General features: G+C 34.8%; 26 protein-coding genes. 5 read left to right on the top strand and 21 right to left on the bottom strand.

Going from position 1 to position 25,500, the window contains the following annotated elements; genetic code table 11:
• Positions 1-104: 104 nt before the first annotated feature.
• The 7 genes from ACFX5U_RS08500 to ACFX5U_RS08470 form a co-directional block, all read right to left on the bottom strand.
• Complete coding sequence (locus tag ACFX5U_RS08500) at positions 105-1,928, bottom strand: ATP-binding protein (RefSeq protein ID WP_400263093.1); 1,824 nt, start codon at positions 1,926-1,928, stop codon at positions 105-107.
• Positions 1,929-1,941: 13 nt separating this feature from the next.
• Positions 1,942-2,829 carry a hypothetical protein gene (locus ACFX5U_RS08495; RefSeq protein ID WP_400263092.1) on the bottom strand — a complete coding sequence of 296 codons (888 nt, stop codon included), beginning with the start codon at positions 2,827-2,829 and terminating at the stop codon, positions 1,942-1,944.
• A 319-nt stretch (positions 2,830-3,148) separates the two neighbouring features.
• Positions 3,149-4,945, bottom strand: a complete 1,797-nt coding sequence (locus ACFX5U_RS08490) for a UvrD-helicase domain-containing protein (RefSeq protein ID WP_400263091.1) — start codon at positions 4,943-4,945, stop codon at positions 3,149-3,151.
• 1 nt (position 4,946) lies between these two features.
• A complete protein-coding gene (locus ACFX5U_RS08485) occupies positions 4,947-6,755 on the bottom strand; it encodes an ATP-dependent nuclease (RefSeq protein ID WP_400263090.1) in 1,809 nt (602 codons plus the stop codon).
• Positions 6,756-6,770: 15 nt separating this feature from the next.
• A complete protein-coding gene (locus tag ACFX5U_RS08480; RefSeq protein WP_400263089.1) occupies positions 6,771-8,102 on the bottom strand; it encodes a DUF6035 family protein in 1,332 nt (443 codons plus the stop codon).
• Positions 8,071-8,442: a DUF6035 family protein gene (locus tag ACFX5U_RS08475; protein ID WP_400263088.1), complete on the bottom strand. Its 372-nt coding sequence runs from the start codon at positions 8,440-8,442 to the stop codon at positions 8,071-8,073. The genes ACFX5U_RS08480 and ACFX5U_RS08475 overlap by 32 nt, the downstream gene beginning before the upstream one ends.
• Positions 8,443-8,859: 417 nt before the next feature.
• Positions 8,860-9,000 (bottom strand): hypothetical protein, encoded by a 141-nt coding sequence (locus ACFX5U_RS08470; RefSeq protein ID WP_400263087.1) that lies wholly within the window; start codon positions 8,998-9,000, stop codon positions 8,860-8,862.
• Positions 9,001-9,634: 634 nt separating this feature from the next.
• On the opposite strand from ACFX5U_RS08470, the gene ACFX5U_RS08465 reads away from it, so the two are divergent.
• Positions 9,635-10,117, top strand: coding sequence for a hypothetical protein (locus ACFX5U_RS08465; protein WP_400263086.1), 483 nt, complete (start codon positions 9,635-9,637; stop codon positions 10,115-10,117).
• 29 nt (positions 10,118-10,146) lie between these two features.
• Here the strand turns inward: ACFX5U_RS08465 and ACFX5U_RS08460 are convergent, their stop codons facing one another.
• The 7 genes from ACFX5U_RS08460 to ACFX5U_RS08430 form a co-directional block, all read right to left on the bottom strand.
• The gene (locus tag ACFX5U_RS08460) at positions 10,147-10,293 is read right to left on the bottom strand and encodes an integrase core domain-containing protein (RefSeq protein ID WP_400263577.1); all 147 of its coding nucleotides are present in this window, start codon (positions 10,291-10,293) and stop codon (positions 10,147-10,149) included.
• A 4-nt stretch (positions 10,294-10,297) separates the two neighbouring features.
• On the bottom strand, positions 10,298-11,023 hold the full coding sequence (locus ACFX5U_RS08455) for a hypothetical protein (RefSeq protein WP_400263085.1): 726 nt from the start codon (positions 11,021-11,023) through the stop codon (positions 10,298-10,300).
• A 21-nt stretch (positions 11,024-11,044) separates the two neighbouring features.
• The gene (locus ACFX5U_RS08450; RefSeq protein ID WP_400263084.1) at positions 11,045-11,845 is read right to left on the bottom strand and encodes an SOS response-associated peptidase; all 801 of its coding nucleotides are present in this window, start codon (positions 11,843-11,845) and stop codon (positions 11,045-11,047) included.
• Between the two features lie 85 nt (positions 11,846-11,930).
• The gene (locus tag ACFX5U_RS08445) at positions 11,931-12,242 is read right to left on the bottom strand and encodes a hypothetical protein (protein ID WP_400263083.1); all 312 of its coding nucleotides are present in this window, start codon (positions 12,240-12,242) and stop codon (positions 11,931-11,933) included.
• A 555-nt stretch (positions 12,243-12,797) separates the two neighbouring features.
• On the bottom strand, positions 12,798-13,118 hold the full coding sequence (locus ACFX5U_RS08440) for a hypothetical protein (protein ID WP_400263082.1): 321 nt from the start codon (positions 13,116-13,118) through the stop codon (positions 12,798-12,800).
• Positions 13,119-13,152: 34 nt separating this feature from the next.
• A complete protein-coding gene (locus ACFX5U_RS08435; protein ID WP_400263081.1) occupies positions 13,153-13,392 on the bottom strand; it encodes a hypothetical protein in 240 nt (79 codons plus the stop codon).
• Between the two features lie 31 nt (positions 13,393-13,423).
• On the bottom strand, positions 13,424-13,657 hold the full coding sequence (locus tag ACFX5U_RS08430) for a hypothetical protein (protein ID WP_400263080.1): 234 nt from the start codon (positions 13,655-13,657) through the stop codon (positions 13,424-13,426).
• Positions 13,658-14,108: 451 nt separating this feature from the next.
• Here ACFX5U_RS08430 and ACFX5U_RS08425 point away from each other — a divergent pair, with 451 nt between their 5' ends.
• The 3 genes from ACFX5U_RS08425 (at position 14,109) to ACFX5U_RS08415 (ending at position 16,767) form a co-directional block, all read left to right on the top strand.
• Entirely contained in the window at positions 14,109-14,438 is a 330-nt protein-coding gene (locus ACFX5U_RS08425; RefSeq protein WP_400263079.1) for a hypothetical protein, read from the top strand.
• Positions 14,439-14,651: 213 nt separating this feature from the next.
• Positions 14,652-15,965 carry an amidohydrolase family protein gene (locus tag ACFX5U_RS08420; protein ID WP_400263078.1) on the top strand — a complete coding sequence of 438 codons (1,314 nt, stop codon included), beginning with the start codon at positions 14,652-14,654 and terminating at the stop codon, positions 15,963-15,965.
• 361 nt (positions 15,966-16,326) lie between these two features.
• Complete coding sequence (locus ACFX5U_RS08415) at positions 16,327-16,767, top strand: hypothetical protein (protein WP_400263077.1); 441 nt, start codon at positions 16,327-16,329, stop codon at positions 16,765-16,767.
• Between the two features lie 113 nt (positions 16,768-16,880).
• Here the strand turns inward: ACFX5U_RS08415 and ACFX5U_RS08410 are convergent, their stop codons facing one another.
• From ACFX5U_RS08410 to ACFX5U_RS08380, 7 genes are all read right to left on the bottom strand, one after another.
• Positions 16,881-17,771: a hypothetical protein gene (locus tag ACFX5U_RS08410; RefSeq protein ID WP_400263076.1), complete on the bottom strand. Its 891-nt coding sequence runs from the start codon at positions 17,769-17,771 to the stop codon at positions 16,881-16,883.
• Positions 17,734-18,228, bottom strand: coding sequence for a hypothetical protein (locus ACFX5U_RS08405; RefSeq protein ID WP_400263075.1), 495 nt, complete (start codon positions 18,226-18,228; stop codon positions 17,734-17,736). The genes ACFX5U_RS08410 and ACFX5U_RS08405 overlap by 38 nt, the downstream gene beginning before the upstream one ends.
• Positions 18,218-19,282, bottom strand: a complete 1,065-nt coding sequence (locus tag ACFX5U_RS08400) for an RES family NAD+ phosphorylase (protein ID WP_400263074.1) — start codon at positions 19,280-19,282, stop codon at positions 18,218-18,220. The genes ACFX5U_RS08405 and ACFX5U_RS08400 overlap by 11 nt, the downstream gene beginning before the upstream one ends.
• 13 nt (positions 19,283-19,295) lie before the next feature.
• On the bottom strand, positions 19,296-20,231 hold the full coding sequence (locus ACFX5U_RS08395) for a sce7725 family protein (protein WP_400263073.1): 936 nt from the start codon (positions 20,229-20,231) through the stop codon (positions 19,296-19,298).
• 7 nt (positions 20,232-20,238) lie between these two features.
• Positions 20,239-21,129 (bottom strand): sce7726 family protein, encoded by an 891-nt coding sequence (locus ACFX5U_RS08390; protein ID WP_400263072.1) that lies wholly within the window; start codon positions 21,127-21,129, stop codon positions 20,239-20,241.
• 58 nt (positions 21,130-21,187) lie between these two features.
• Entirely contained in the window at positions 21,188-21,721 is a 534-nt protein-coding gene (locus ACFX5U_RS08385; protein ID WP_400263071.1) for a GNAT family N-acetyltransferase, read from the bottom strand.
• A gap of 232 nt (positions 21,722-21,953) precedes the next feature.
• A complete protein-coding gene (locus tag ACFX5U_RS08380; RefSeq protein ID WP_400263070.1) occupies positions 21,954-24,128 on the bottom strand; it encodes a S41 family peptidase in 2,175 nt (724 codons plus the stop codon).
• 755 nt (positions 24,129-24,883) lie between these two features.
• Between ACFX5U_RS08380 and ACFX5U_RS08375 the strand changes: the two genes are divergently transcribed.
• Positions 24,884-25,366 (top strand): hypothetical protein, encoded by a 483-nt coding sequence (locus ACFX5U_RS08375; protein WP_400263069.1) that lies wholly within the window; start codon positions 24,884-24,886, stop codon positions 25,364-25,366.
• Positions 25,367-25,500: the final 134 nt, after the last annotated feature.

Here is a 25,500-nt window from a genome sequence, read left to right as displayed (position 1 = left end):
ATTGGACTAATGATATATTAATGTCTTTTCTTGAACAAGATTACAATTTTTCTATATAGCTGCATCAAGAAAAGACAGTTTAAGTTGCAGTCCCTAAAGATTAATTAATTTAACATTTCAAGCATTTTAAGAAACCATCCTTTAACTTCGCCGTTGGAATCCCTTTCTTGAATCATTCGAGAAGTCATTTTTGGAAAAGCTCTTTCGGCTAGATAACTCTTAGAAGTATTGTCTTTAAGAACTCCGTCTAATTTTTTTTCCTTTGAATACGCAATTCCAAATACTTTTGGCAAAGAATGACCATCTCCATTTATTCCATCTAAAACTTCGACATCAACGCCACACCCTTCTTTGATTGCATCAGAATGTAAGTAACATTCCATTTCAAGTTTTTGCGTCAATATGCCATAAGAACCATCTCCTCTACTATTTACATCATCTATTGACTTTTTATATGTATTAACATCCGAATCATAAAGGTGAAACTCTTTACAGTTCAATGCCCTTAGGTAATTTTCGTTGACCCAATGTTTTAGAGTTCCTCCCCCTAACGGAATAAACGCAAACCTATCGTCGATAAACAAGTTTGGCACTTCAGTATCTTCATCATGCAAAGCCTTACTTAAACATCTTAAAGCATCTACATCATTTGGCCCCTCAACACAAATAAGTAACTTCACCCTACTGTCTGCTATAACTCCTAAAGTGTTTGCCACATCGCGAAAGACATCGTTATTCTCACTGATTCTAATATTACCGTCAAGCTGATGAATATATCTTATACTGTCAACAGGTAATTCAGACGCCAATCCAGGACTATGAGTGGTCAACAAGACTTGACACCCATTCTCCATAGACAAAGATTTAAATGCATTAATTAGTATCTTCTGATTATTAGGATGTTGAGCGGTCTCAGGTTCCTCTATTGCATAAATTATACTTCTTTTATTTGATGTTTTTAATCTTCTCTCTGCTTCGGCTTTAAAAAAGCTTACTAAAATCATTCTTCTTACCCCACTTCCACGCTTATTAAGAGAAATCCCATCATGCGTATCCATCTTTACTTTAAACAAGCTATTCCAATTTGCTGGCGTGGGTGGTGTAAACTGCGGTTCCAGAGACTTAGCCATCGAAGCATCTAATTTTTTTAATGCTTCATGGGTATTGTTCGCTATCTCAATCGCCTTTTCTTTCACTTTTTCCTGAATTCTTCTTATCTCATCTTGAACTTCTGCTAAGGCAGTTGTTATAGCCACCTTCATTGGATCTTGAACTTCATTATCTCCATCCTTACTACTACGATCACTTTGGAACAATGCATAAAAAGGCAAATAAGAGTCAATCTGCTCCCAAAGTCTCTTTCGATCTTCTTTGGCCTTTGATACAGGAATATCTACCTCTTTCAAACTGAGATCACCTACGCTCGCCCAAATAGCTTTTCTCATTGAGGGATTACCTTTCAATGTAGTGTCTAATCCATATTTCTTAACTAAAGCCTGTAATTCCTTTTCTTTTAGTTCTAATAGATTATCGAATGTTTCAATAGATGGATGATTTGCTTTTATATAAATCTCGGAAGTTGGCGTCTTTTTACTACAATCATATACTTTCTTAATCTCTAATCGCCCAATATTATTAAGTAAGTACTCTTCTTGAAAATTTGTAACCGCACCAGAATCTAAAATAACAGAGCTTGGTAATTCAGAAAATTCGCAAGTTATCGTAACTTCACTAAATTCTGAATACACATTAATATCAGAAATATCAATTTTCACACTGTTATTATTAAAGAAAATCTCTAGAGCCTCCAATATAGTTGACTTACCAGCGTCATTTTTTCCTACAATTGTAGTTAAATCGCTAACATTAATTGCTATCTCATCTTTGTAGCACCGAAAGTTTGAGATTTTGACTGTTTCTAATTTCATACATTAAATAATTTTACTTGATTAATTTCATTCCAGCATCAGTTAATTGCTCGTATACAGATTTTGCAATCTCTATGGAAAGTGCTTTGTCTAACGCTAAGTCAATTAGCTTTCCTTTTAATAGCTGAGACCACGATTTCTTTGAAAGTTTGGTATGTAATGATTTAAGTTCATTAATTTCATTAAAAACAATTTCTTGACCATACCCTAATTTTGTCAGTTGACTTAACACCAGATCAATTTTTACACTTATTTCATCATTATATTTACGTACTTGTTTAAGTTTATTTTTTCTTTCAATATAACCTGCACCTTTTACTGTAATCCGAATTACGTCTGGAATACTGTATTTATCCGGTCGAACAGCATACCCTCTTTCACAAAGATCATGAGCTAGTTCATCCGGCTCAGCATATGTACAGTCTATATTGTTAACGTCAAAGATGCTTTCAATCGAAAAAAAATCATCACTATGAAGGCTATTTAGCTTGTTCAGAATAAAATCTTTCTTGTCGGAAACTGACATTCGATCTCGCTTCTCCATCAAATCCCCTATATTATCAACTATGGAAAGATATTTGCCCAACCTGGAAAAGCTTTTATAAAACCGCTCCAATCGTACAATTTCTTTCTTGATTTCTGGTAAATGATGACCCGAGTACTTACTATAAAAATTATCCAATACTGTTGGGTAATCCATATTCAACCAATTAATCAGCTCGTCTCCTTCTAGCCCAATATACCGTTGTAAGAATCTTTTCACCCCCTCAATAGTGCTATTAGTATACGCTCTAATTTCCAAGTCTACTTCTCCCTGTAATATCTTCTGCATCTGTTTCTCATAAGATTGAAAACTTTTAAAGAATACTTCAGGAGTTATATTTTTCAGCTTATATTTCATTTTATTTAAGAATTGCTTTTGAGAAAGGAACACGATATCGAATAATTATACTTCAACAACATTCCATCCTGAATCTCGATAGCTCCCTATGTCGTTCTCTACATTCTTTTTTCGAACAGCAAAGCATAACAAATGTGTAGGTCTAGAAAAACCGACATACATCATCTTCAGTGCTTCATTTGATCTAACATTAGGTTTGTCAGATATATTTTGCGTTTGAAAATACAGAGGATTATTTGCGAAAATAGGTTGCTTAGTTTTTGAACCTTTTTTAAGTTCAACTCTTAGCTTATGTGTTTCACAACTATAGTATTCCGTTTCAACATACAAAGTAGCGCAATGCGTCTGCCCTTTTACAGAGTGAATAGAAACCTAGCTTTAATGAAATTTGATCTTCATCATTTATTTTCTCAATTTGTTCTGGAAGCTCTACGAAAGAAAATTCTTGATTTATAAACACATTAGATTTTTCAATCTTAAATTCTGGGATTAATTCGACAAGGCTATATTTAATGTATTTATAATACTCAATATATACTTCTTCATAATTACGAGAAGTAACGATTGAATAACACCAATCAAACAATTGTTCTTTAAATGATTGATAGAAGTCCTCTCCTTTACTCTTAATAAGCTGTATAAAGCTAGACTTTCTGAAATGCTTTTGTAATTCTTTATCAATATAAATTTGTTCTATTCTTAAAATCCGAACGATTCCATTCAACAATGCTTTCCTAATGGACTCAAAGGTCTTTTTATCTCGATCAAACAAAAACAGATACTTTCTCAAACAATCAAAATCCTCTTTCTTTTGCTTAGATTCTCTAATATACTCAGGAAAGAGCTTTCTTAGATGCCATTTATCAGACCCCTCTTCTTTATCTGTAGTCCATGCAATAATGTGAAAACCTCGTGCTTTATTCTTTTTACTTTTATCTAATTCAAAGTGCTTTATTAGTTCCACAAATTTGTTTTTCAACAACTCTGCATCGGCTTCGTCTTTATAGACTAGAAGATATGGAGCGATATTTTGATTCTTAGAATCTCCCACGACTTCATATCCTTCATCGCGAGATAACACAAAACCATCTACTAACTTCCCGATAGTTTCTGTCAGTCTGTGTGACTTATTTAGACTTAGGTTTTCATGGAATCTTACGGGATCAAATTCGTATCTAGTTTTCCAAACTGTTTCACTATTCAAGGAAACACTTGAGTAAATTGCTTGATTTTTATCGCCTATTCTCTGGATTATATTATCCGAATCAGTGGTAAAGAAAATGCTTTCTATCAAATTTACTTGCTCGTGATCTAAGTCTTGCATTTCGTCAATAAAAACGTATTTGAATCTACTTTGTAAAATAGTTTTTATAAATGCCGATTTGGGATCTGTGAGATATCTCTTCGCAACATCAAAACTATCTCTATAAGATAGAATTCCATTGGACAATAAACCAATTTTCCATTTTTCTAATTCTAAATAGTACTCTTTATTTACACCCTTAAATTTAAATTTTGTTTGAGTTCCAATTATTATCTTCTTTTCATCAAAGTCAAAAAAACACTTTTTTAGAAATTCAACCACGTTTAATTCTGCATCCTTAATGCTATCTGTTTGCTTGCCGGCATTCACAACCCCCAGTAGTACATTTTTCAAGTTCTTAGGTATATTCCCCTTCCTAGAATAAAACATACTAGAAAAAAAACGTACCGCCTCATAAAAATACATTTCATCATCGTTTTTTCTAATATAACTTCCATACAACTCGAAACAAGCTTGGTTTGCAATAAATTTGTTTGCGAAACTCTGAATCGTACCAACAAAATTGGGATAGGAAAAAAGTTGAGGGCATATCGGCTTCAAAACTTTTTCTATCTCTTCAACAGCATGATTAGTATGTGAAAGAACAAGAAGCCCAGCATTATCTTTAAGAGGCATTTGCTGAGCAATACAGTATAGCTTTGCCAATAGGGCTGTAGTCTTTCCACTTCCTGGTACAGCTAGCAAATCTATAGTATCAGTGCAAAAAATAAACTTCTTTCTCTCCTCATCAAACTCCTCTCCGTCTATTAAGAGATATTCAGCTTTTTTAAGATGATCTGGATTAATCTTCATATTAGCACACGTGTTTAATTGCATTAACTAAATATGTTAAATAAGGATCTTCTTCAATCATTTTTTTTGAAATAGATATATCCTTTTCTAAAAGTTCGGCAAATACACTAGCGAGTTCAACTTTACTAATTGCCGTCTCCCCTTGCTTTTTAGATAGCTTAAAAATAAGTTTTTGTTGGAATTCTGGTTTATAATTACAATTAGCATCTTTCTTAAACTCGTTAGCTCCTGAGTGTACTTGAGCAATTGCTTGCTTAAAAAGTTCAGACAAACAAGATTTGAATAAACACCATTCTAAAGTCCACTCTGAAGCTATACATATCATTACATCTGAACCTACTAAATCTTTCCTTAATAATTCTAGATTATCAAATCGTGTTTTAAAGGTTTTATCTTCATCAGCGAGAAGTTTGAAGGTACCGTCATCGTCTGGTCTATTGTCTAAATCGGTTACTATGGAAACAGCGGTATTCATTTTTGCGCCATCCGCTCTCAAAAATATCTTTGCAAAATGTAGATATGCAGTAGAGGCTACATTAATAATTGACACTTCACTTTTTGTAAGATTAAGGCCTAATTTCTTAGCTATAACTGGTAGCAGAATTTCCTCAGACCAGCCCTCAACTATTATATTTCCTCGGGAAAAAAACAAATTACTTTTTGTTACATCTAAAAAGCGTTCTAGATATTTATAACTGTCTTTTTTAAGTTTTGTGCTCCCTTCCGATAACGGAAACACATCGTCATTCCTACATATGATAATATCTTTGAGATCTGCCTGTGAACTGATATTAGGGCTGTGGGTTGTGAGGATAAACTGAACTTCGGACTCTTGTTTTAACCTGTTAATAATCTTCAATTGGGCTTGAGGATGTAGGTGCGCTTCAAGCTCTTCAATCATACACAATCTTAAGCCATTCCAATCCGGTTTTCGAAGGTGTAAAAGTTCGGCTGCCATAAATAACCTATTCATTGTGCCCAAACCGAGGTTTTTCCCACCAACTACACCAAGTGACATTTTCTCCAGTATATGGTTTATCTTGGTTAATCCAAGATCAAAAGCTGATTCGACTAAATCATCAATGAATGATGTAACAAAATCATCAATTACATTTTTAATATTTTTATTATATCCTGATTGTGCATCACTAAACTTCGCTCTAATATCAGTACTTGTTTTCTCAAATAACTCTTCAAACTCATGAAGACCATTTTCGTCCCTTTTGCGAAACTCGCTATGCTCTTTCAAAATCTGCGACAACCGGGAGTTCTTCTTAGCTGCAAGTTCGCTATCAGCATCTCTTAATGCTTTCAGAAAGGTACACTTTAGATAATCTTTTGCTTCAGCAGTCAACATATTACCGTAGCCATCCATTCCTGCCCTAACATCTGTTGGGATTATCCTATCATCTCGTCTTTCTACCTGATATATAAGATGCAGCTTAGGCCTCCTCTGTCTTTCGATTTTATCCTCAACATTGACATCTTCATCTTCTGTTCCGCACCATTCGGTAAAATTTGCAGCTTCTTTGTTTGTTATTCCTGAAAATTCAATTTCTATCCTCAACGTCTCTGCTATTACACTCCCTTGAGTAAAAAAATCACTTTCTTCTACCTTAATCCACTCGTATGCATGAGTTTTCAGAACCAATTTAATTGCATCAATAATAGTGGTCTTACCGGAGTCATTCTCTCCTATCAATATATTCATCCCTTTATTAAAAGGGACTGTTAAATCGGGCTTTTTAACATCGAAATCTTGAGATCCATATTTTCTGAAGTTCCACAGTTTAAGTGTTGATATATACATTATTGATCTATTTAATTAATTAAAAAATATTTGAGGATACAACCTGGCTAATAGATTATTACAACTTTCTTCCTGTTGAACTATTTCAAGATTAAACTCTTTTATTTTAACATCAATTGTATTTTTCTTATCAACTATTCTCAGTTCTTCCCCTAGAGGTGTTCTAGCCAACACCAACTTAGTATATTTCCATAGACTTTTATAGTTGTACATAATTGGCATCATATATTGAACCCAACTCTTAACCTTGGAATCCAATCGATTCATATCTATAGCTGATTTGATGAAACGTATATACCTGAAATTATTTTTAACAAATTCAAGCTCATAATCATTATTGCAATGAGAATAAGTATTTAACAACATACATTCGTATTCTCCATTAGCTGTATTGACAAGAACAAAATCTTTATCATGTTTAGTTAAAACATATCTCCGTTTGAATAGCAACGGCAATAATTTATATAAATATTTACCAAGATCTGGGTTACGATAAAGATATTGAATGACACCATCATCATTTTTATCTTTCAAATTGATATTAAATTTTAAATTTTGACAGATAAATATTAGTTCAATAAGAATTGATTTAAAATCACTTGAAAGCTCCTTATAAGACTTTATAAAAAATAAAAATTGTGGTAAACCCTGCATTCTTTTATTCAAATTGATTTGGCGATTAAGTTCTTCTATTTCTATATTACTCAAACAATTTATTTGATGAATTAAACTATAAAAATTATAGTCTTTACTTCTCCAATGACCAATTTTTGCTCTCAAGGAAGTTATAAGTTCAATAGCATTTTGTTTTGCTAGCTTGTTTTCTACATCTGCAAGACGTAAAACTTCTTCTTGTTGCACTCTTAAAATTTCTGTCTCAACATTTGTTTTCATCCACAAGTAATCATAGAAAAAACAGGAAATCTCTACTTTATCAAATTTTAGTTTATCCAAATTAATTGAGGTTTCATACCATTTTTCTTTATATAAACCATTGTCATTAAAAGGCGTCTTGTAATGACAAAGTAGTTCTAAGCGGCTTACTTTATGCTCATTCAAGATAAAAAGGTTTTGATGTTTCCAAATATATTTCACATCCCTTTCAAAAGATTTTAAGATAGTCGCAGAACCTTTTATATCCAGTATCCAGATTAGATAAATATTGTTCTTTTTATAGAATTGATACCGATGTTGTATATAATGCTGTGGTAATGGGGATAATTGGATTTCAAAAGCAACTTCTTTATTATCAAATTTACAATATACATCAGGCCTCCTTCTCTCTCCACCCCTCATTAGAAATTTGGTATCTATATCAATAGAATCTAGTTTCAACGTTTGGTTCATCGTACAATAATTTCCCAATTAGATTTTTCAATTCCTTATGTCTCGGGCTTTCTTTTGCTAATCTAACGTCTTCATAAGCATTCAGTAATTCATTACTGATATTTTCATCTTTATAAATACAATAAATAAAACTTGACTTATGACGAAAATATACATTATCCAAACTACTAAAGGAAACAACTAGATTTTGACAACATTCTACGCATGAGTATCTGTCTAAATCTTTATTATATAAGCTTCTAATATCAAATCCTTCACGCTGGTTTCGAATTATTTCATCTACATCGAACGCTTTATTTAAAATATTATCAAAAATTCGTTTTATAGCTCTTTCTTTCATAACGTACAATTCTGCTTACACTCTAAGTATTTCCTTGATACTTTATAATTACTATTTAAATAGGTCAACAGCAATATGTCTTGAGAATTAAGCATTAAAAAATAAAATAGTTGGTTCCATCATTAAATCCCCTCAATAACTTGCAATCTCCGATTAATCAGTTTCTTCACAGAATCGGGTTTTACATTATCTCGCCAAATTTATATTGGCAATCGATATGTGTTTTATCAGAATAATACCCTTGAAATATCTCTTCGTATGGAACATTAATACTACCAAAAGACCAGGTCAATGACTCCCTAGGGTCATTCATATGCCGTAATGAATTGGTCCTTATAGTACCACTTGGTCATATATAGGACATAAAAGTTTCAAACCTGGTATAATGATAAATAAGCCCCATATTTTATAGTATATTCAATATCGCACGAAGATATCATTAGTGAATAGGCACTGTTTACGGGAAACCGTAAAAGCAATATCTTCAAAAGCCTTACTCGTAACATCAGTCTGTTTTCCTACAATATCATTCATCGTTTCTAGTTCAATAGGTATCATTCGTTTTATTTGGTTCTGTTTGTATTATTAAGTCGTGTTCAGTAAATGAATTTATCTACAGCATGCGATATACATGCATGAAAAACTGATTCACAATCGACCATGAATAAAATCCATAAAGGATTCAACATTGCTAAGCATTAATACGATACATGTTTTTGATTTTTAGAAGTGAAATGGTTAACTCTTTATTCCTTTCTATAACGATGCAAATGCAGCTCATAAAAAGGTATTTAGATAATTGGCTTAATATTTTCTTCTCAAAATCAACTACAATATAAAGTGAAAATAAAATATTACAAAATAAAACGTAAAATAGTTTTACACAGTTTGAACTCGAGTAAAGTTTTAGAAATTACGTTTTCGAAATATCAACCTATATATGACACACTTACACCTACTAAACTCGTGCAAATAGCAGACCGAAAAAGCTTAAGAAAATATAGCATAACCTAACCCCTATTTTGTTCTGAAAAGAAAATTATGTAGATTGAGGTATCCAATTTCGTAGATATAGAGCTCAAAAAAAGAAGTGAAACCATGTCTATAATTATATGAAAACATACCTAGCACTACCTTTTTGCTTTTTAATGTCCTGCCCTGTTAATCTAGTTGATACTAAAGTCAAAATAAAATGAAAAAGCAATTTTTAAGTATTTCAGCCCTAATTGTCATGATGATAGGATTAATAATATTTATTGAACCAATAATGGCACAAACATCGAAAAGAGACATTAAAATTGACCTCCATCGATTGAGAGTATACAGCGCCAATTACGATGCTTATAGAGAATTCAACCAACATGAATATGCTGAAGTGAAAGAGGGCCATAGGAAAAAATATATAGACCAAATAGATAAAATTAAACGGGGGCCAAATAGAGATCTCTACATTCAATTTTTAGATGAAGCGACTGGTAAAGATTCATTAGAATATAAAAACCAAATAGGAATGCACTATACTTATGCTAATCCAATAATGGTTCATAGAAGAAAAAATATGACTAATATGTTTGAATATTTAAAAGTAGTAAAATATTCATTGTTTACTATGGATAAAGATGAGCTTCTGTTACCCAATGATGTACCTTTCTTGAAAGGTACCGGCAAATACTAATAGCTATTTAGTGTGAGGTCCTGCCAATTTCAGGGGTATTCTAAAGTAGAAGAATCGGCTATTTTGGTCTGTTTTTCAATAAACATTTCAGGTGTCAGCCCCCCTAAACAGCTATGGAGTCTGAAGGTATTATATTCGTCTCTCCAGTCTTCAATTTTCTGTTTGGCATCCTCAATGACCCTACCCCATCCTCGGGTCTATACAAAAGATATCACGTAGTGCTAAGAGGTCTTCGGTAGCCATCTGATTGTAGATGAGCGAGTCGGTAGGCTTATCCGTAGAAATACTAGGAACCTGCTCGTATTGGTCTACTATCTTCAGGATTGCATCTTGGTCAAAGATACTGATATCGGACTCGAGTACTTCTACCCTCTTGGCAGTCATCCACTCTCGGGCTTGCGCTCTATCGAGGCAGATCAACCGCTGGGTCAGATATTCCAGATCTTGTATACCTGCTATGAGATGTTCTGGGTATTGTACACTGAGGTATTTGAGGTATAAGGATTGGTCGCCACTGTGCAGGGCATGGTTACGTAGCAACACCCGCTGTGGGTCGTAGGCATAATCGAACCTGTCGAGGTCTTTGGCGAACTGATAATGCTCGTTATATACAAAGAGCCGTTGCTGCAATTTCTGCTGATGGTCGTCTTCGATGAATACCTCGCCGATAAGCTGCCAGTTTTCTATATTCTGAATAGCATCATCGATGACCAGGATGGCAGGCTCTTGCAATGGGACGAACTTACCCTCGCTATCTAGTTCTACGATGTATTCCCAAACGTCGTCAACCTTTTCTGGATACCAGGTTGGGTTTTCGTCATCAATGGTGTTTTTGGAGGTCAATATGTTGTACCCTTTGGTCTTGAGCTGCAACAATAGGGTCTGAGTTAAGATGGCGAACTGCATAATATATGGTATGGCTATCGGTTAGAATAAACTTTGCTGTATAGGCCCGTCTTGGCCCAGTGGTGGCAGGTCTGACCAGGTATAGGGTTCGTAGCGATGCTTGCCGTCTGGCCTATCGGGGTAACCCCTTAACGTGTAGACAGGATAATAGTCCAATGTTTGGTCGGAGATCTCATAATTGAAGATGGGCATCAGGGCTTCATCATCTTTTGCGGATAGCCATTGCTGCTCCAGCTCTGGTGTGAGGAATAAGGGCATCCGTCTTTTGTTGGGTCCATCGTTATGGATCTGGCCCATGACGCTATTGGCCTCACGTGTGAGCATACCGAAGCTGCCGACTTTGTGGAGTTCGCCATTCTGGTCAATATGCTCGTGCCATTGGTACAGTCCCGGGATGTAGAATACTTCTCTCCCCTTTTCGCTGATATAATAGGGTACTTTCTTTTTCCATCCATGGATCTTACGGTGCTCGAAGGTGCCGGATACGGGGATGAGGCAGCGCTGATTTTTCAGGCGGTGCCAGTAGGACTTGCCATCGGAAAGGATGCGCTCGCTGCGGATATTGACCATATTGCGACGGCGATCGTCCTGCTCTTTGGGGTCTTGGATATAGGTGGGCAGTACGCCCCACTCCATCTCTTGTAGACCGAGCTCTTCTCCTTCTTTGTCCTTGTAGATGATGGGATAGGCTGGAAAGGTAATGGCCTGCACATTCTCGAAATAACGGTAGTCGTAATCGAGTTGCTTGCGCTCGTCCCGTAATTTGGGGAAGGCTTTTTTGATGATATCAACATCCGAGTGTAGTGAAATGTCCCAGCACATAGTATATGGTTGAAGTAGTATATAGTCCTTTTGAAATTAAACACGTTGAGGTGTCCATTTGTTTTGCCGATGATGGTGGTTTTGACTAAGCGATCAGCTCGATGGCGCGCACTTTCTTTTGGGTATTCCCATCGGTAATGACTGCCCAAACGCGCCCATGCTCGAGGGTGAACAGGATGTCTATTGGATTCTTGCGCTTGAAGGTGGTGTTGCTACGGAGGTAATTGATGATCTTGCCTTCATACATGCGCAACATGCGCTTGTTCCATTTTTCTTCGCGAAAGAGGTTGATGAAGATGCGATAGCCCGAATTGACCTCTAGCATCTGCTGTATGCTCTGTGCATCTGCCGGTATGCGAATAGCTTTACCTTCTTTGGGGCCAAGTTTCTGCAGCATGGGCATGTGCTTCTTCTGCCGTCCAATAGGGCGATAACATGAATCCGCTGCCCTTGCTGAGGTCGGGCCACTCGAACCGTTGCAGCACAAAATCGCGGTAGCCCTGCTCCAAGAGATCTTGTAAGTTACTACGGGTCAATTGCTCGAAGGGATTGTACAGCATAAGCGGTGTGGCGTTGGTTATACCAAGATAAGAATAAAAAAGCCATTCTTGTCAGAATGGCTTTTGGTGTTTGAAAATTGCTAAACTATCATCCATAGCGAACTGTGCCATTCGATGAAAGCCAAAAAGATCAAGTGAACTGTTGAGACTGCAATAAAAAAAGCTCTAGCTGTTCTCGCTAGAGCCTTAGGTATTAACTAATAAACACTTCTATGAAAAAAAGAGTTTATTCAAGATAATGAATTATTGGTTGTATCGAAAATATAACTCAAACTTTATCAGCTTGATATCTTATGTAAGTGGTGTGGATTGTCCCTTAATATTCAAATAAAGTTAAAGTACAATTTAGGGGTATGGCTCATTTTATGAAAAGGCCTAGTTGAATCAGTAACTTATTTCTGAGGTTTGAATTCAGCTTCGTAGCTTTCAAGCTTTGTTAAGATAGCTTGCAGCTCTTCATTTGCTTTATTGACCCACTCGGCACGCTGCTTGATGGCAACATAAGGGCTTTTAACAGCAAATTCTTTATTGTTACTCAGCCCTTTCATACCTTCTGTATACAATAATGTCCATTGCGACATAAATTCATCTGGCGTGTAAAATATCCTTGTACGGATATGATAAATCCAACAATTGTTTTCCCGTGCTAAATTTGTCAGCGCTCGTACATCAGAAGGTATTTCTCTTTTTTTATCTAACCATGCGGGTACCATATATTTTTCATAATAAATAACTTCTTACTACGCTCTAATCTACCAATCTCTTATTGAGCAGCGCCAACTCCCCTGCTATCATATCTGGCCATCTCGCGAAGCCCTGCTTAATGATATGCTCGCCATCCGCTAACGTGAACAATTGGGAGATGCTAAAGGCAGACTCACGGATGCCTGCAATCTGTCTAAAAGATAATTGTGCTCTGCTCTTACCTGTTTTTACTGCTGTAGGATGCTTGAGTATATATTCTTGGTGTATTTGCTTTAACTTCATCTTTCGTCGTTTTAAATTAATCGGTCATCAATCAGAAAACCCGTAGGAATTTTCCTTCTAACACTTCTTCGGGCACATCTAAGATCTGCTCGATAACTACGGTAGCAGAGTCCTTGTTGAACTCCCCCATAAACGCCCATAGGTCATTTTCTTTTGTCGGAACAAAATGCTGGACTACATCGTCCACACTATTATCGGACTTCAGGATATTGTATCCTTTACTTTTAAGGTCCTTCAAGATTTCGATAGTCAATGGTACATTCATCGCATTTATTATTTATCTTTTTCGCCTATTGCCAACAGGTAGTTCATGTAGGCTGCTTTACTTAAACTCGCCTATAACCTACTGCCCTGTTTTGATTAATAATATTGAACCGGTCGGGCACGCCAGAATGTTGAGCAACCAGTTATCTTGGAGCGTGCCCTCCCTGATTCAATATTCAAAGATATATAATAAAACTAAATATATTAGCGTAATTTTACTATTATTTTTAGTTTAATTGATACTCAATATTTTAAAGTTTTTAGTACCAACTCCTTTTATTGTTTTACGGTTTACCGTAAATATTTCTTTTGATTTTCAGTTATGTTCACAAAAATTTATAATATATAAAGCGGTAATTAATAGCCCGCTTGTTCCTAACGGAAGGAGCAATATGGAAGAAGGAGTTTCCTCATCACGTAAAAATATATAATGACCAATTCAAAGAAATCCAATGACGACAGATAAAATTTTAGAAATTGGTATTGACGACAAAAAGCGACTTTTTATTAAGCCAGACAAGGAACGCTTTACTTTGATTTACAGGACAGCGACAGAAGTTCATTGGGACAACAATGGACTTTTTCTTTATTCACCAAAACCAAGAGACTGGACATATTTTGATTGGTTTAGACAAATCACAGGAGTAGCAAAAACAGAATGTAGCTGTAAACTTATTTTGACTGACGAAACAAAATGGACAAACATATCAGATGAACTTAAACAACAAATAATTGATTACCAAAAAAGCGAACGCATAATAGCAATTTGGCAAACCGACTGAAAGGAGCTCAGCGAAGCTAAATATCGGGTTTTGAACCAAATCCTACGGTAATTCTTCGATTGAAAGTTTGTACAAAACTTAACATTTGCGCTTTGGTTGCCCAACCATCGCAAATCACAGAAATAATAGTAAAAAAACTAACACAAATGCTGTCATTTTAAATAATATTTAATTACTTTTAACTTAAATATTATACCTCCTAAATTTGTATGTATGAAAATATTTTTATCCTTATCACTATTATGTACTTCCTTAGCTGTAAATGCTCAAAAATCTGTACTTATTAATAATGTTCAAATATTTAATGGTAAAGATGAAAACACAACTGTAGGAAATATTTTGATTGAAGACAATTTAATCAAAACAATTTCCAGTTCTAAGATTGCAGTTGACAAGAGCGCAACAATCATAGACGGTAAAGGCAAATTCGCAATGCCAGGATTAATAGATGCGCACTCCCACACCATGATGGAATCGATGTCTCTTCAGATGATGCAGGTTGCAGATATGGGCTATATTAATTTGTTTGCTGCTCATGCTGCAGAGAAACAATTGTTAAGAGGTTTTACAACAGTACGTGATTTGGGAGGGGCTTCCTTAAGCTTAAAAAAAGCTATTGATCAGCACCTAACCAGCGGACCAAGAATTTACCCGAGTGGCGCAACTATTTCTCAAACTGGAGGTCATGGTGATTTTGGTCTACCAACAGATGTGCCCAGAGATGGAAGCTTATCTTATATAGAAAGGGGTGGCATGACGATCGTTGCAGATGGGGGTGATCAAGTTTTAAAACGCACAAGAGAACAGCTTCGTAATGGTGCTACACAGATCAAATTAATGGCTGGCGGTGGTGTTGCTTCAGAATACGATCCATTAGATGTATCACAATATACGGAGGAGGAGTTTAAAGCAGCAGTAAGCGCCGCAGAAAATTGGGGAACATATGTTACTGTACATGCCTATACGCCAAAAGCAATTCAAGCGGCTATCAAATCTGGCGTAAAATGTATTGAACATGGTCAACTGGTAGATGAGGAAACAGTTAAATTGATTTCAGAACAAAAAATATGGTGGTGTATGCAGCCATTTCTAGATGATGAAGATGCCATCCCCTTTCCTGAAGGTTCTGCAAACCGCGCAAAACAACTGGAAATGACTAAAGGAACAGATAATGCATATAAGTTGGCTAAAAAATATAATGTGAAATTGGCCTGGGGTACAGATTGCTTATTTGATGCTCGACTAGCAACACGTCAGGGTGCTCAACTAACCAAAATGACTAAATGGTTCTCTCCATTTGAAGTATTGAAAATGGCAACATCAACAAATGCAGAATTACTAGCATTAAGCGGTAGAAGAAATCCTTATCCTCAACCTTTGGGAGTCATAACGGAAGGTGCGTACGCAGATTTAATTATTGTAGATGGAAATCCGCTTACTAATATTAAGCTCATCGAAAATCCGGAGTCTAATTTTAAGGTAATCATGAAAGATGGAATTGTCTTCAAAAATACATTAAACGATTAATAGTAAAATAATACTGTCCATAACAAATAATTTTTAAAAAGTAAGAATAGCTAATATGTGATTGGTGTGTATTAGTAAAAAAGTCATTCTAATAAGAATGACTTTTTTACTAATTATTATTCGATTTTTACACAGTTTGAACTCGAGTAAAGTTTTAGAAATCACTGATTCGGGCTATTAAACTATATATGACATACTTACATCTACTAACCCCGTGTAAAAAGTAGAACGAAAAAGCTTTAAAAAACATAGCATAACCTAGCCCCTATTTTGTTCTGAAAAGAAAATTACGTAGATTGAGCTATCCAATTTCGTAGATATAGAGCTCAAAATAAAGAAGCGAAACCAAGTCTATAATTATATGATAACATACCTAGCACTACCTTTTTGCTTTTTAATGTCCTGCTCTTCTAACCCAATTGACACTAAAGTCAATCAGCTGAATCAAACAGCAGCACACACTGAGGAAATACAACCAATAGAAGAATTCAAAGCTCCTTCAAAGTATTCATTTGAAGAGATTTCTAAGTTTGCTATCTCCTCCTTAATGTTTCAGGACCCGAAAAATATGACAGTTGTTACTGATGGCAATAACTTCATAGTCTCTTACATTAAAGACTCAAAACCATATTCATATAAGATAAAATTTAATAAAAATCAGATTATGTGGGGAAATGCAGATGGTAGATGGAGAGATAACGATTTGGATGAAAAGTTATATTACAAAGAAGCTGAGGATAGAATTGAGATAATTATGAAATATAGTGATGGATCAAATGAGACTAAAGAGTATCATAAGTAATCCTCAACATTAGCCTATTTTTCTTCAAAAAAGTAAAGATGCTACCGAAATATACTCAATGAATTAACGCCGCATTAGCTCAAATTTGCACCTAAGATATAAAATTCTTGACATTAGCGATCTAATTTTGCAGAATTATCATGTTTCGAAATAAACGCATTTTCACCTAGTTTAATATTATTCACTTTAAAATCAATTTTCATTTTTACTAACTCATTGGCAGAAAAGTCGATAAAGCTCCATGGGAAATCTTTTCTAAAGCCAATAAAATTATCCCAAAAATGTTCTATATCGCCTTGATTGGTAAAGAGATTATTATCCTTATCACTAAATGGCACAATAAATATCATTAAAATATCTCCATACCGAAACTCACCTATCAAATCAGGATATCTCGTATCATTAATATTTCGTTTATACTTAATAAGCTTAGGGTGATCTGTATAAAAATTAGTTTGTTTTAATTGTGCTATTTGTGGTAAATCTATATCTTCAACACGACCGAATAACCAATCAATAGTTCTTTTATATAAATGGAGCTCTTCTCGTGGGACTATAGCTAATAAAAACTTAACTAATGAGCGATATACATCTACCGGTATATATTGTTCTTTTAAATAAAGTTCCATATTAACTTCTCCATCAGGAAAATCGGTGACTTTTCCAGGAAATTGTATATTAAATCCTTGAACAGAATCTAATTCAAAATTGTCACCTTTAACTTTTTTCTTTCCTCTTTTACCAGGAATACCGTATAAACTACGAAATAATGCAAAAAAATTGACAATAGAAGGTTCAATTGTCTCACTAAAATATTCATTACAACTGTTGCATTCATCTAAAGATGTTAAATTCTTGTTCCCTAAAGCCTCAGATATTAGATGTGCTTTATTAGAAAAACTAACCTCTTCATTTCTAAAATGAATATCTCCTGCGACACAATTGCAAAATCGACAAATCTTTTGGTTATTCTTCCCATGAAACTCCAAATGATTTACGTTCATCGCCAACGAAATCTATATTATAATATAGTACAGTAGTTCCCCAATCATATTTTTTTTCATCAAAGACCTCTACTCCAACTTTTTCATTAATTACCCCCAATTTAGACCATAATTCACTCATTTCTTTGGTTGTACGATCTCTATGTTTGAGAAGGTAAAAACATTCACCATTAATCAGATATGGAAAAAATTGATAGACAAAACTTATTAATTGTGGAAATTCATTTTTCCTAGAGGCAACATAACCATTTACACGTTGCATCAGTTCATCATCCTTCTGCTGCAAAGAGTTCCATTTAATAGACTTTCCATCTTCTTTAGCTTCAGTATCAAACACCTTCAAAAAAATTAAAAAATCTTTTGATGACATAGTAAGTTCAAGCCTGCTATTTCTTTTCGGAGAAATCAGGTCTATACGAAATGTTTGATGGGCTTTATTTTTTTCATTACCAATCATATTTCAATCCCTTTACATGATAATGTTCCACAGCTGTACATACCAGATCCTGGTCATTAAATACAGCTAAATTATATCCACCAACTTTCATCGCGCTTCTATATTCTACAGCATTGAAACCTAATGCTTTGATATACTCACAGAGGTATTGCGTGGGTAAATAATCTAAGTTGACATCTTGCTTACGAACGGGCTTGGAAAGTTCTTCTTCAAGTTTCATAAGATAAGATCGAACCAACATAAATTCTTCAATATCAAAACCACGGTCCTGTATTTCAAAAGGTCCAAAATGCTCAATATTTTTTAGTGAAATTACCTGTAAAGGAGCTGTTAATACAAAACGTCCAATACTGATAGACTCATGCAAAGAAACGCGAGTTTCATAAAATGTAGTCTCCTCGCTTTCTGAAATGTACAGATATGGAATACCAACAGGATTGGCTCTACCGGGTGTTGTAAATTGTTTAGGTGGCTTCCCTAATTCATGGACTGTAAGCGAATGATCACTGATCCTTGCACGATAAAAATGGGTCCCTATTGGATATGTCTTTGCAAATCGGATAAATGTTGATTCTAATAACTCTAAATCTAAGGTATTTGATATAAAAAAGCGGTTCTCTTCTTTTATTTCGGTGGCGAAGGTCTCCCATTGCATTGTATAAGATTCATCTTCAGCCACTCCATTTATATAAATCTGTAACTCTACTGATTGTTCAAATAATGGTTCGTTAAACCCTACCCAACCACGACCAATCTGATTAAGTAATTGTTTTACATCTTTTGATTTTAAACTTTGCTTATTGAATAACTGTGGCCAATAACAAAGTATATGCTCGTGCATTAAAACAGGTTTTTCATCCTTCAGTGATAATTTGGCCGTGGGATGATTAATATAAAGCTCAAAAAGTGCATCAAAGATATCGGACAACTCATCACATGCTATAATAAAAACATCATTACTTGCACAAAAATCACATAGTCCCCTACCATTAGATTCGGCTTCAATCCTATTTTGCAACCCTTGGTCTGCAAAACAGTTTACACAACAATTCATATGATTGAGCTTATTAAATTAACCCTTGAATCAATTCAATATGATGCATGATTGAAAGCTTTTTAACGACTCCTAGACCTGAAAAGGCCTGCTGATCGTAGTGTCTACGAAACTCTTTTAAAGCTATTGTTTCAGGTATATTCTTTTCATCGACAAATCGTATTAAATCTCCTAAGGCCTCAAAGTACTTCCTTGCGGGATCGGATGTATCGTCATTTGAGCTAGATACAAAGTGAGCGATACGAATATCTTCGTCCCCTTCCAGTTTGAAGGTTAGATGTATGGCTACTGCATAAGCTGGACCTCCTCCTTCAGTGTAGCCATTCCCTATTGTCTGGTAATCTGAAAAAGCGATACAATCCTCATCTGGATAATCTAGGTAATCGCTAGAAAACACTTCTTCAGTTATTGCAATGTAATTGGTGTTCTTAGTCTGTTTATTGAAATTATCACTCAATAGAACTCTATCGTTATACTTGCGTTTAAGTCCAAACAGATTATTAATTTGAATAGTATTAAAAAGACACCTAGTATTCTTCGTAAAATCACTTAATTCTTGAATATCATTTGTCTTATTGAGATGTACTAATGCATATCCACTATCATTAAAACCTCTTTGTTCAATGCTTTGTTGCGCAAAAGCACTGTCACGATCAGTTTTTATTAAGTACGTTGGTATAATAGATGTAATACCTAAATCTCTGAATTCCTGGATTAGAGTAAAAATTGGTTCTCTATCAACTTTTAATTCCCCATACTCAGGGTTTACGATCAGCTGTACTCTAATATCACCTGCACTTAAAACTTTAAGTGCTGTCCTCAAAGATGAGACATTTTTTTTTACCGGTTCAATAATTGGAATAATCTTCTCTGGGTTTAATGGAAGTACTACAAGATCACGTAATGCAATTAACTCAAACTGCTTACCTCGAAGATAAGGAAAATACATAGGCGTTTTATAATAATAGGTTCTTACTTAGATTATTAATCATAGTAAGATACGAATTTTTATTGTATTTCGCCTGGTAAAAAGAGAAGTTAACGTATGAAGGTACGTCTCCTTGTGACAAGTATAAATTGGTCTGCCGGTCGATACGACTTTTCAATATGTGACAATACATCATTTGGACTTCTTCGACCGGTAACTCTTCCAATATTTCTAAACATGCACGATAGTAAAATACAGGTGTTGCTTCGGGTATAAAACCGACCAATTGTTTAACTAGCTTACTGTATTCGGGCTTGCGCAAGGATGCCATCATAAAACTGGCGTCGAGATATTCTTTATTGTTGAGGGCAGCGCGATGCTCTAACACCTCTCCTTTTTCTGTATAAACCAATACCCCAACATAAGAAGGAAGTATACGTATATATTTGTCCAGCAAGGAAATATGGGTAAATAGATATACTTCGGTAAACGCTTTATAATAGTCGTTCAATTGACTTTCCAGTCGCTCGGGTGTATCTAACTCGGTCTTGATTTCGAAGACTTTATTTGTTCCGTTGACTAGGACTGCATCTGCAATGGATTGTCCGATGCGAAATTCATTGAGCAGAATGGTGTCATCTAATAAATATTGCTTCAATACATAATCATTGAGCAACTTATTCTTGTAGATATATTCATGCCTGTAATTTTGCTCCAGTATCTGATAGGAATGGGCAATAAGATCTCCCAGTTGTGCTGGCTTATCTCCTGCCATGTCATTCCAACCGACATACTTTTTCATCCTCCTGATATACGAAGACTGATTGCTACTGCTGGATAGCTTCTTGAATGCCGCATGGGACACCATAGAAGCTAATTCGCGCAATTGGCTTTTATCGTATGTAGGGGTGATTTGCATAATGCAAAGTTATAAACTTTGAGATAGTTGGCAACTATGTTAAGCAATCAAATCAAAATTAAGTATTAGTTCGCGATAAGGACCATAATAACATCTCCTCATCTTTATTGATTTCCTTAAAATCCAACTTTTTCAGAAGATGGATAGAGCTATTGTTTTCAATAAGGCATTTTGCCGTAATTACATTTAATATGACATTAGAAAAAGCCCATTTGATAAGTGCTCGAGCGGCCTCCTCGGCATAGCCCTGTCTTCTTTCTTCAGTGATGATACCGTAACCGATATCGGCACTGCTTTCTTCTTTATTAAACCCTTTGAAGCCAATGTCTCCAATTATTTCAGATGTCTCGCTTTTAATGACCATCCATGATTCGAATCCTGTAGGTGCTGATACTGCTGAAAGATTTTTGATTATTTTGGGTAGCGTTTCTATAACATCTATATCTGGCCAACTTCTACCCTTTTTAAGCCCTAGCTTATCTAAAAATTTAAATTCTTCATTTAAGATATGAGTACAGATTTCTGTGGTAAACGGAATAAGGGTGAGCCGTTCTGTCTGTAGTTTCACGATCTGTAAGGTAGCTGGTTTCAAAATTTCTCTTTATATTTTTGATATGTTATGGATATTGGCTGTTATATGATTTGAGCTCCCTGCTTATTGTAAGCTAGGCAAGCTTACAATCATCTCACAATTTTACATTTTTTTCCTTAGATTTTCGTCGTTAAAATCGATACTGTGTATATGTTCTTATCACTTGAAGTCAAAAATGGGTCGGGAAGGTTTTATTTTGAAAAGAAAATAAAGCAATATAAAAATAACATGTTTATTTCATCGAAGATCTTTTTGCTAAACTAATTGCTTTTTCTAACATAGGGTCTCTTTCGGTTATGATATCATCTAGGCTGTAATCGATGTAATAATCGGGTTTTACACCTAGCAAATGATGTTGAGACCCATCTGAATTTAAAACCTTTACTCCAGAGAAAGTGACAGATGTATTTCCTATTAATTCTAGGTAATTAATTGTGCCATTCGCCCCAGAAGTCGGGGTACCGATAATTTCACCAATGTGCCAATACTTCATGATATCGAGGAAAGATTCAGGAGCACTTTGTGTAGAAGCATCTGCCAAAAAGAAAAATTGCGCTTTAGGACCTTTATTCTCCGGTGTATAGGTATGCTGCTCTGAAACAAATTCTTTTTTATCAGGTGATAAAATGTGCCATGCGTTCATATTTTTTTGTATAACTGTGTCACGTATTAATTTTGAAATCATAGAAGACTCCAGCATCTGAGATGATATGTAGCCTCTTAAATCGAAAATAACAGTCTTACTTGGATCATCAATAAATCGTAGAAGCGTATCGGTATAACCGCTTTGGGTATAATCGAAATAATAAATATTCGAATCCACTAAACGATTATTTCGATTCTGAACGAATGAAGTTCCCTGGAATATATTTTGTTCTTGAAATGTTCGTTTGGTGACAATGTCCCGAACGTTATTATTTTTTGGGTTTCTAAGCTTGATGGTTGCTTCACTTCCTTCTGCACCGCTCAAAATGAAAAAAGCTGTTCGTAATAGGCGATTAGCTTCTGAACCAGAAGTTCTATTTTTAAATTTAGCTACTACTTCTGCAATAGGTTTATTGTCCACAGCTATAACTTCATCACCTATGGATACCATGTTTTTTAAAGTTTTATCATGAATTTTCTTAATATAGAAGCGTCCTTCCAAAGGCATTACTGTGAGCGGAGCCATCCATTTATATGCAGATTCAATGGAGTTCATTGAAAAGAAGATATGTGAATCTTGATACTGGCCCAACATTTGCCAAATCGTATCGTAATAATCCTCTATGCTTGTGGCCTTTATCATCCTGCTTAAGGTACTTCTCAACAAATCGTCTTGCTCTTGTTCAGTAAAAGTATTATAGACGTAGGCAATGCGAAATACATTCCATATCCGGATCACATTGGCAAGACGAGCCCAGTGATTTTCAATTGCTGTAGCATCATTGATCTCTGCTAAACTACTTTTCACATAAGGATAGTTTTCAATCGAGCTCCTAGGAAAGGTATGGTCATAGTCACCGTAAACGGCTAGTGGAAAAGATGCGTTCACATTTTTTGAAACCGCGAAATGCAAGCTATCGCCTATTTGGTTTTGTTTTTCAAATAATGGAGAGTCATTGCCATAGACCTTTAATCGACGTGTAAAAGTTAATGAGTCAACTTGCTTTTCATCATCATAACTCGAAAGAGTAATGTTTTTATTATCGATTTCAAAAGATGCTACTTGTACGTTTATTTTTTTATCCATATCCAGAAGTACGTTGAGATTTAAACGATTTTGATTAGCAGGAACGATTAGTTCCAACTTAAAGATTGAATCTGCATGAGTAAGCGATCTTGAACTCAACGTTTCTCTCCCTTTCATCAAGGCCATCTTCATCTGTTGATCTGGACCTTCATATCGGATACCGATCTTTATCTTCCTGTCTTTTCCATTTGTCGGTATAGCCACATTTAACATTGATATTTCATATAGATCTGTATCAGACCCTTCTGATCGTCTATTAAGACGAATACTTTTAAACCCTCTCTGCCTTCCTGTTAAGAGATCTATTCCAACTTGCTGTCTACTGATGACGATACTACTTATTTGAGGCTTATTGAAAGTACTAATTATCTTCTTATCATCCATGATGACCAATGACGGCTCCAAAGGCTTAAACAGACGAACTAATGAGTCGATAAATACATGGTCATCATGTGCTTTATCCGCCATTTGAATTCCATTGATGTTAATATGATCCCATCCTGAATATCGGTTAGCCCATGCAACTTGGTCAGTTGGTGAAAAATATTCAATATTGCCAGATAGTTTTGCCAACATCATCAAGCGATCAATAAAACGTTGGTTATCCTGCGCATGAACAGTTTGTATAGTCATGAAAATTAATATGAGTGCAGAGAATTTAGGCGTAATAGTCATTTATAAAGTTTTAGACTTTTGATTTATGTACTTAAAATTGGTGATCTCTCGTTAATTATTTTTAGCACTAACTGATACCCATGCTGACATCTTTTAAAGGAATGAACTACTATGCGCTATTCTTTCAAATTTGAGATTGAATCTGTTAGCTTTTTAACATGCTCATTTTCTAATGTCTCGGCTTATAATGTTAATTCAAACATATTAAAAATTATACTTTCAAAATGTTAAAAAACTATAAATAATCTCAAAAAATAATGATCCATTGGTATGCCATCCCTAGTTCTAAAGGATTTACAAATGGTTAACTCTTTATTCCTTTCTATAACGATGCAAATGCAGCTCATAAAAAGGTGTTTAGATAATTGGCTTAATATTTTCTTCTCAAAATCAACTACAATATAAAGTGAAAATAAAATATTACAAAATAAAACGTAAAATAGTTTTACACAGTTTGAACTCGAGTAAAGTTTTAGAAATCACTGATTCGGGCTATCAAACTATATATAATACACTTACATCTATTAAACTCTTGTAAATAGCATAGCGAAAAAGGGTAAAGAAATATAGCATAACCTACCCCCTATTTTGTTCTAAAAAGAAAATTCCGTAGATTGAGGTATCCAATTTCGTAGATATAGAGCTCAAAATAAAGAAGCGAAACCAACTCTATAATTTTATGAAAACATACCTAGCATTACCTTTTTGTATTTATTATGCCCTACTAATCTAGTTGATATTAAAGTCAAAATAAAATGAAAAAACAATTTTTAAGTATTTCAGTCCTAATTGCCATGACGATAGGATTAATAATATTTATTGAGCCAATAATGGCACAAACATCGAAAAGAGACATTCTCAATAACTTTGATCGATTGAGAGTATATAGCGCCAATTACGATGCTTATAGAGAATTCAACCAACATGAATATGCTGAAGTGAAAAAAAAACATAGGAAAAAATATATGGACCTAATAGATAAAATTAAACGGGGGCCAAATAGAGATCTCTACATTCAATTTTTAGATGAAGCGACTGGTAAAGATTCATTAGAATATAAAAGCCAAATAGGAATGCACTACACTTATGCTAATCCAATAATGGTTCATAGAAGAAAAAATATGACTAATATGTTTGAATATTTAAAAGTAGTAAAATATTCATTGTTTACTATGGATAAAGATGAGCTTCTGTTACCCTATGATGTTCCTTTCTTGAAAGGTACCGGCAAATACTAATAGCTATTTAGTTGACTTACTGGCAATTTCAGGAGTATTCTAAAGTAGAAGAATCGGCTATTTTGGTCTGTTATTCAATAAACATTTCAGGTGTCAGCCCCCCTAAACAGCTATGGAGTCTGAAGGTGATATAT

This window comes from Sphingobacterium sp. SG20118 (genome assembly GCF_044740685.1).
Classification (GTDB): Bacteria; Bacteroidota; Bacteroidia; order Sphingobacteriales; family Sphingobacteriaceae; genus Sphingobacterium.
Note: the sequence above shows the minus strand (reverse complement) of the source record. Positions and strands in the feature narration are given on the sequence as shown.

What these genes read in the sequence shown, in the direction of transcription:
- ACFX5U_RS08480 (WP_400263089.1), bottom strand. Translation starts at nt 8,102, where the DNA reads ATGAACCAAACGTTGAAACTAGATTCTATTGATATAGATACCAAATTT.
- ACFX5U_RS08485 (WP_400263090.1), bottom strand. Translation starts at nt 6,755, where the DNA reads ATGTATATATCAACACTTAAACTGTGGAACTTCAGAAAATATGGATCT.
- ACFX5U_RS08495 (WP_400263092.1), bottom strand. Translation starts at nt 2,829, where the DNA reads ATGAAATATAAGCTGAAAAATATAACTCCTGAAGTATTCTTTAAAAGT.
- ACFX5U_RS08490 (WP_400263091.1), bottom strand. Translation starts at nt 4,945, where the DNA reads ATGAAGATTAATCCAGATCATCTTAAAAAAGCTGAATATCTCTTAATA.
- ACFX5U_RS08475 (WP_400263088.1), bottom strand. Translation starts at nt 8,442, where the DNA reads ATGAAAGAAAGAGCTATAAAACGAATTTTTGATAATATTTTAAATAAA.
- ACFX5U_RS08375 (WP_400263069.1), top strand. Translation starts at nt 24,884, where the DNA reads ATGAAAAAACAATTTTTAAGTATTTCAGTCCTAATTGCCATGACGATA.
- ACFX5U_RS08400 (WP_400263074.1), bottom strand. Translation starts at nt 19,282, where the DNA reads ATGAATTGTTGTGTAAACTGTTTTGCAGACCAAGGGTTGCAAAATAGG.
- ACFX5U_RS08380 (WP_400263070.1), bottom strand. Translation starts at nt 24,128, where the DNA reads ATGACTATTACGCCTAAATTCTCTGCACTCATATTAATTTTCATGACT.
- ACFX5U_RS08435 (WP_400263081.1), bottom strand. Translation starts at nt 13,392, where the DNA reads ATGAAGTTAAAGCAAATACACCAAGAATATATACTCAAGCATCCTACA.
- ACFX5U_RS08430 (WP_400263080.1), bottom strand. Translation starts at nt 13,657, where the DNA reads ATGAATGTACCATTGACTATCGAAATCTTGAAGGACCTTAAAAGTAAA.
- ACFX5U_RS08425 (WP_400263079.1), top strand. Translation starts at nt 14,109, where the DNA reads ATGACGACAGATAAAATTTTAGAAATTGGTATTGACGACAAAAAGCGA.
- ACFX5U_RS08450 (WP_400263084.1), bottom strand. Translation starts at nt 11,845, where the DNA reads ATGTGCTGGGACATTTCACTACACTCGGATGTTGATATCATCAAAAAA.
- ACFX5U_RS08420 (WP_400263078.1), top strand. Translation starts at nt 14,652, where the DNA reads ATGAAAATATTTTTATCCTTATCACTATTATGTACTTCCTTAGCTGTA.
- ACFX5U_RS08465 (WP_400263086.1), top strand. Translation starts at nt 9,635, where the DNA reads ATGAAAAAGCAATTTTTAAGTATTTCAGCCCTAATTGTCATGATGATA.
- ACFX5U_RS08470 (WP_400263087.1), bottom strand. Translation starts at nt 9,000, where the DNA reads ATGATACCTATTGAACTAGAAACGATGAATGATATTGTAGGAAAACAG.
- ACFX5U_RS08390 (WP_400263072.1), bottom strand. Translation starts at nt 21,129, where the DNA reads ATGCAAATCACCCCTACATACGATAAAAGCCAATTGCGCGAATTAGCT.
- ACFX5U_RS08455 (WP_400263085.1), bottom strand. Translation starts at nt 11,023, where the DNA reads ATGCAGTTCGCCATCTTAACTCAGACCCTATTGTTGCAGCTCAAGACC.
- ACFX5U_RS08405 (WP_400263075.1), bottom strand. Translation starts at nt 18,228, where the DNA reads ATGATTGGTAATGAAAAAAATAAAGCCCATCAAACATTTCGTATAGAC.
- ACFX5U_RS08445 (WP_400263083.1), bottom strand. Translation starts at nt 12,242, where the DNA reads ATGCTGCAGAAACTTGGCCCCAAAGAAGGTAAAGCTATTCGCATACCG.
- ACFX5U_RS08440 (WP_400263082.1), bottom strand. Translation starts at nt 13,118, where the DNA reads ATGGTACCCGCATGGTTAGATAAAAAAAGAGAAATACCTTCTGATGTA.
- ACFX5U_RS08500 (WP_400263093.1), bottom strand. Translation starts at nt 1,928, where the DNA reads ATGAAATTAGAAACAGTCAAAATCTCAAACTTTCGGTGCTACAAAGAT.
- ACFX5U_RS08415 (WP_400263077.1), top strand. Translation starts at nt 16,327, where the DNA reads ATGATAACATACCTAGCACTACCTTTTTGCTTTTTAATGTCCTGCTCT.
- ACFX5U_RS08410 (WP_400263076.1), bottom strand. Translation starts at nt 17,771, where the DNA reads ATGAACGTAAATCATTTGGAGTTTCATGGGAAGAATAACCAAAAGATT.
- ACFX5U_RS08395 (WP_400263073.1), bottom strand. Translation starts at nt 20,231, where the DNA reads ATGTATTTTCCTTATCTTCGAGGTAAGCAGTTTGAGTTAATTGCATTA.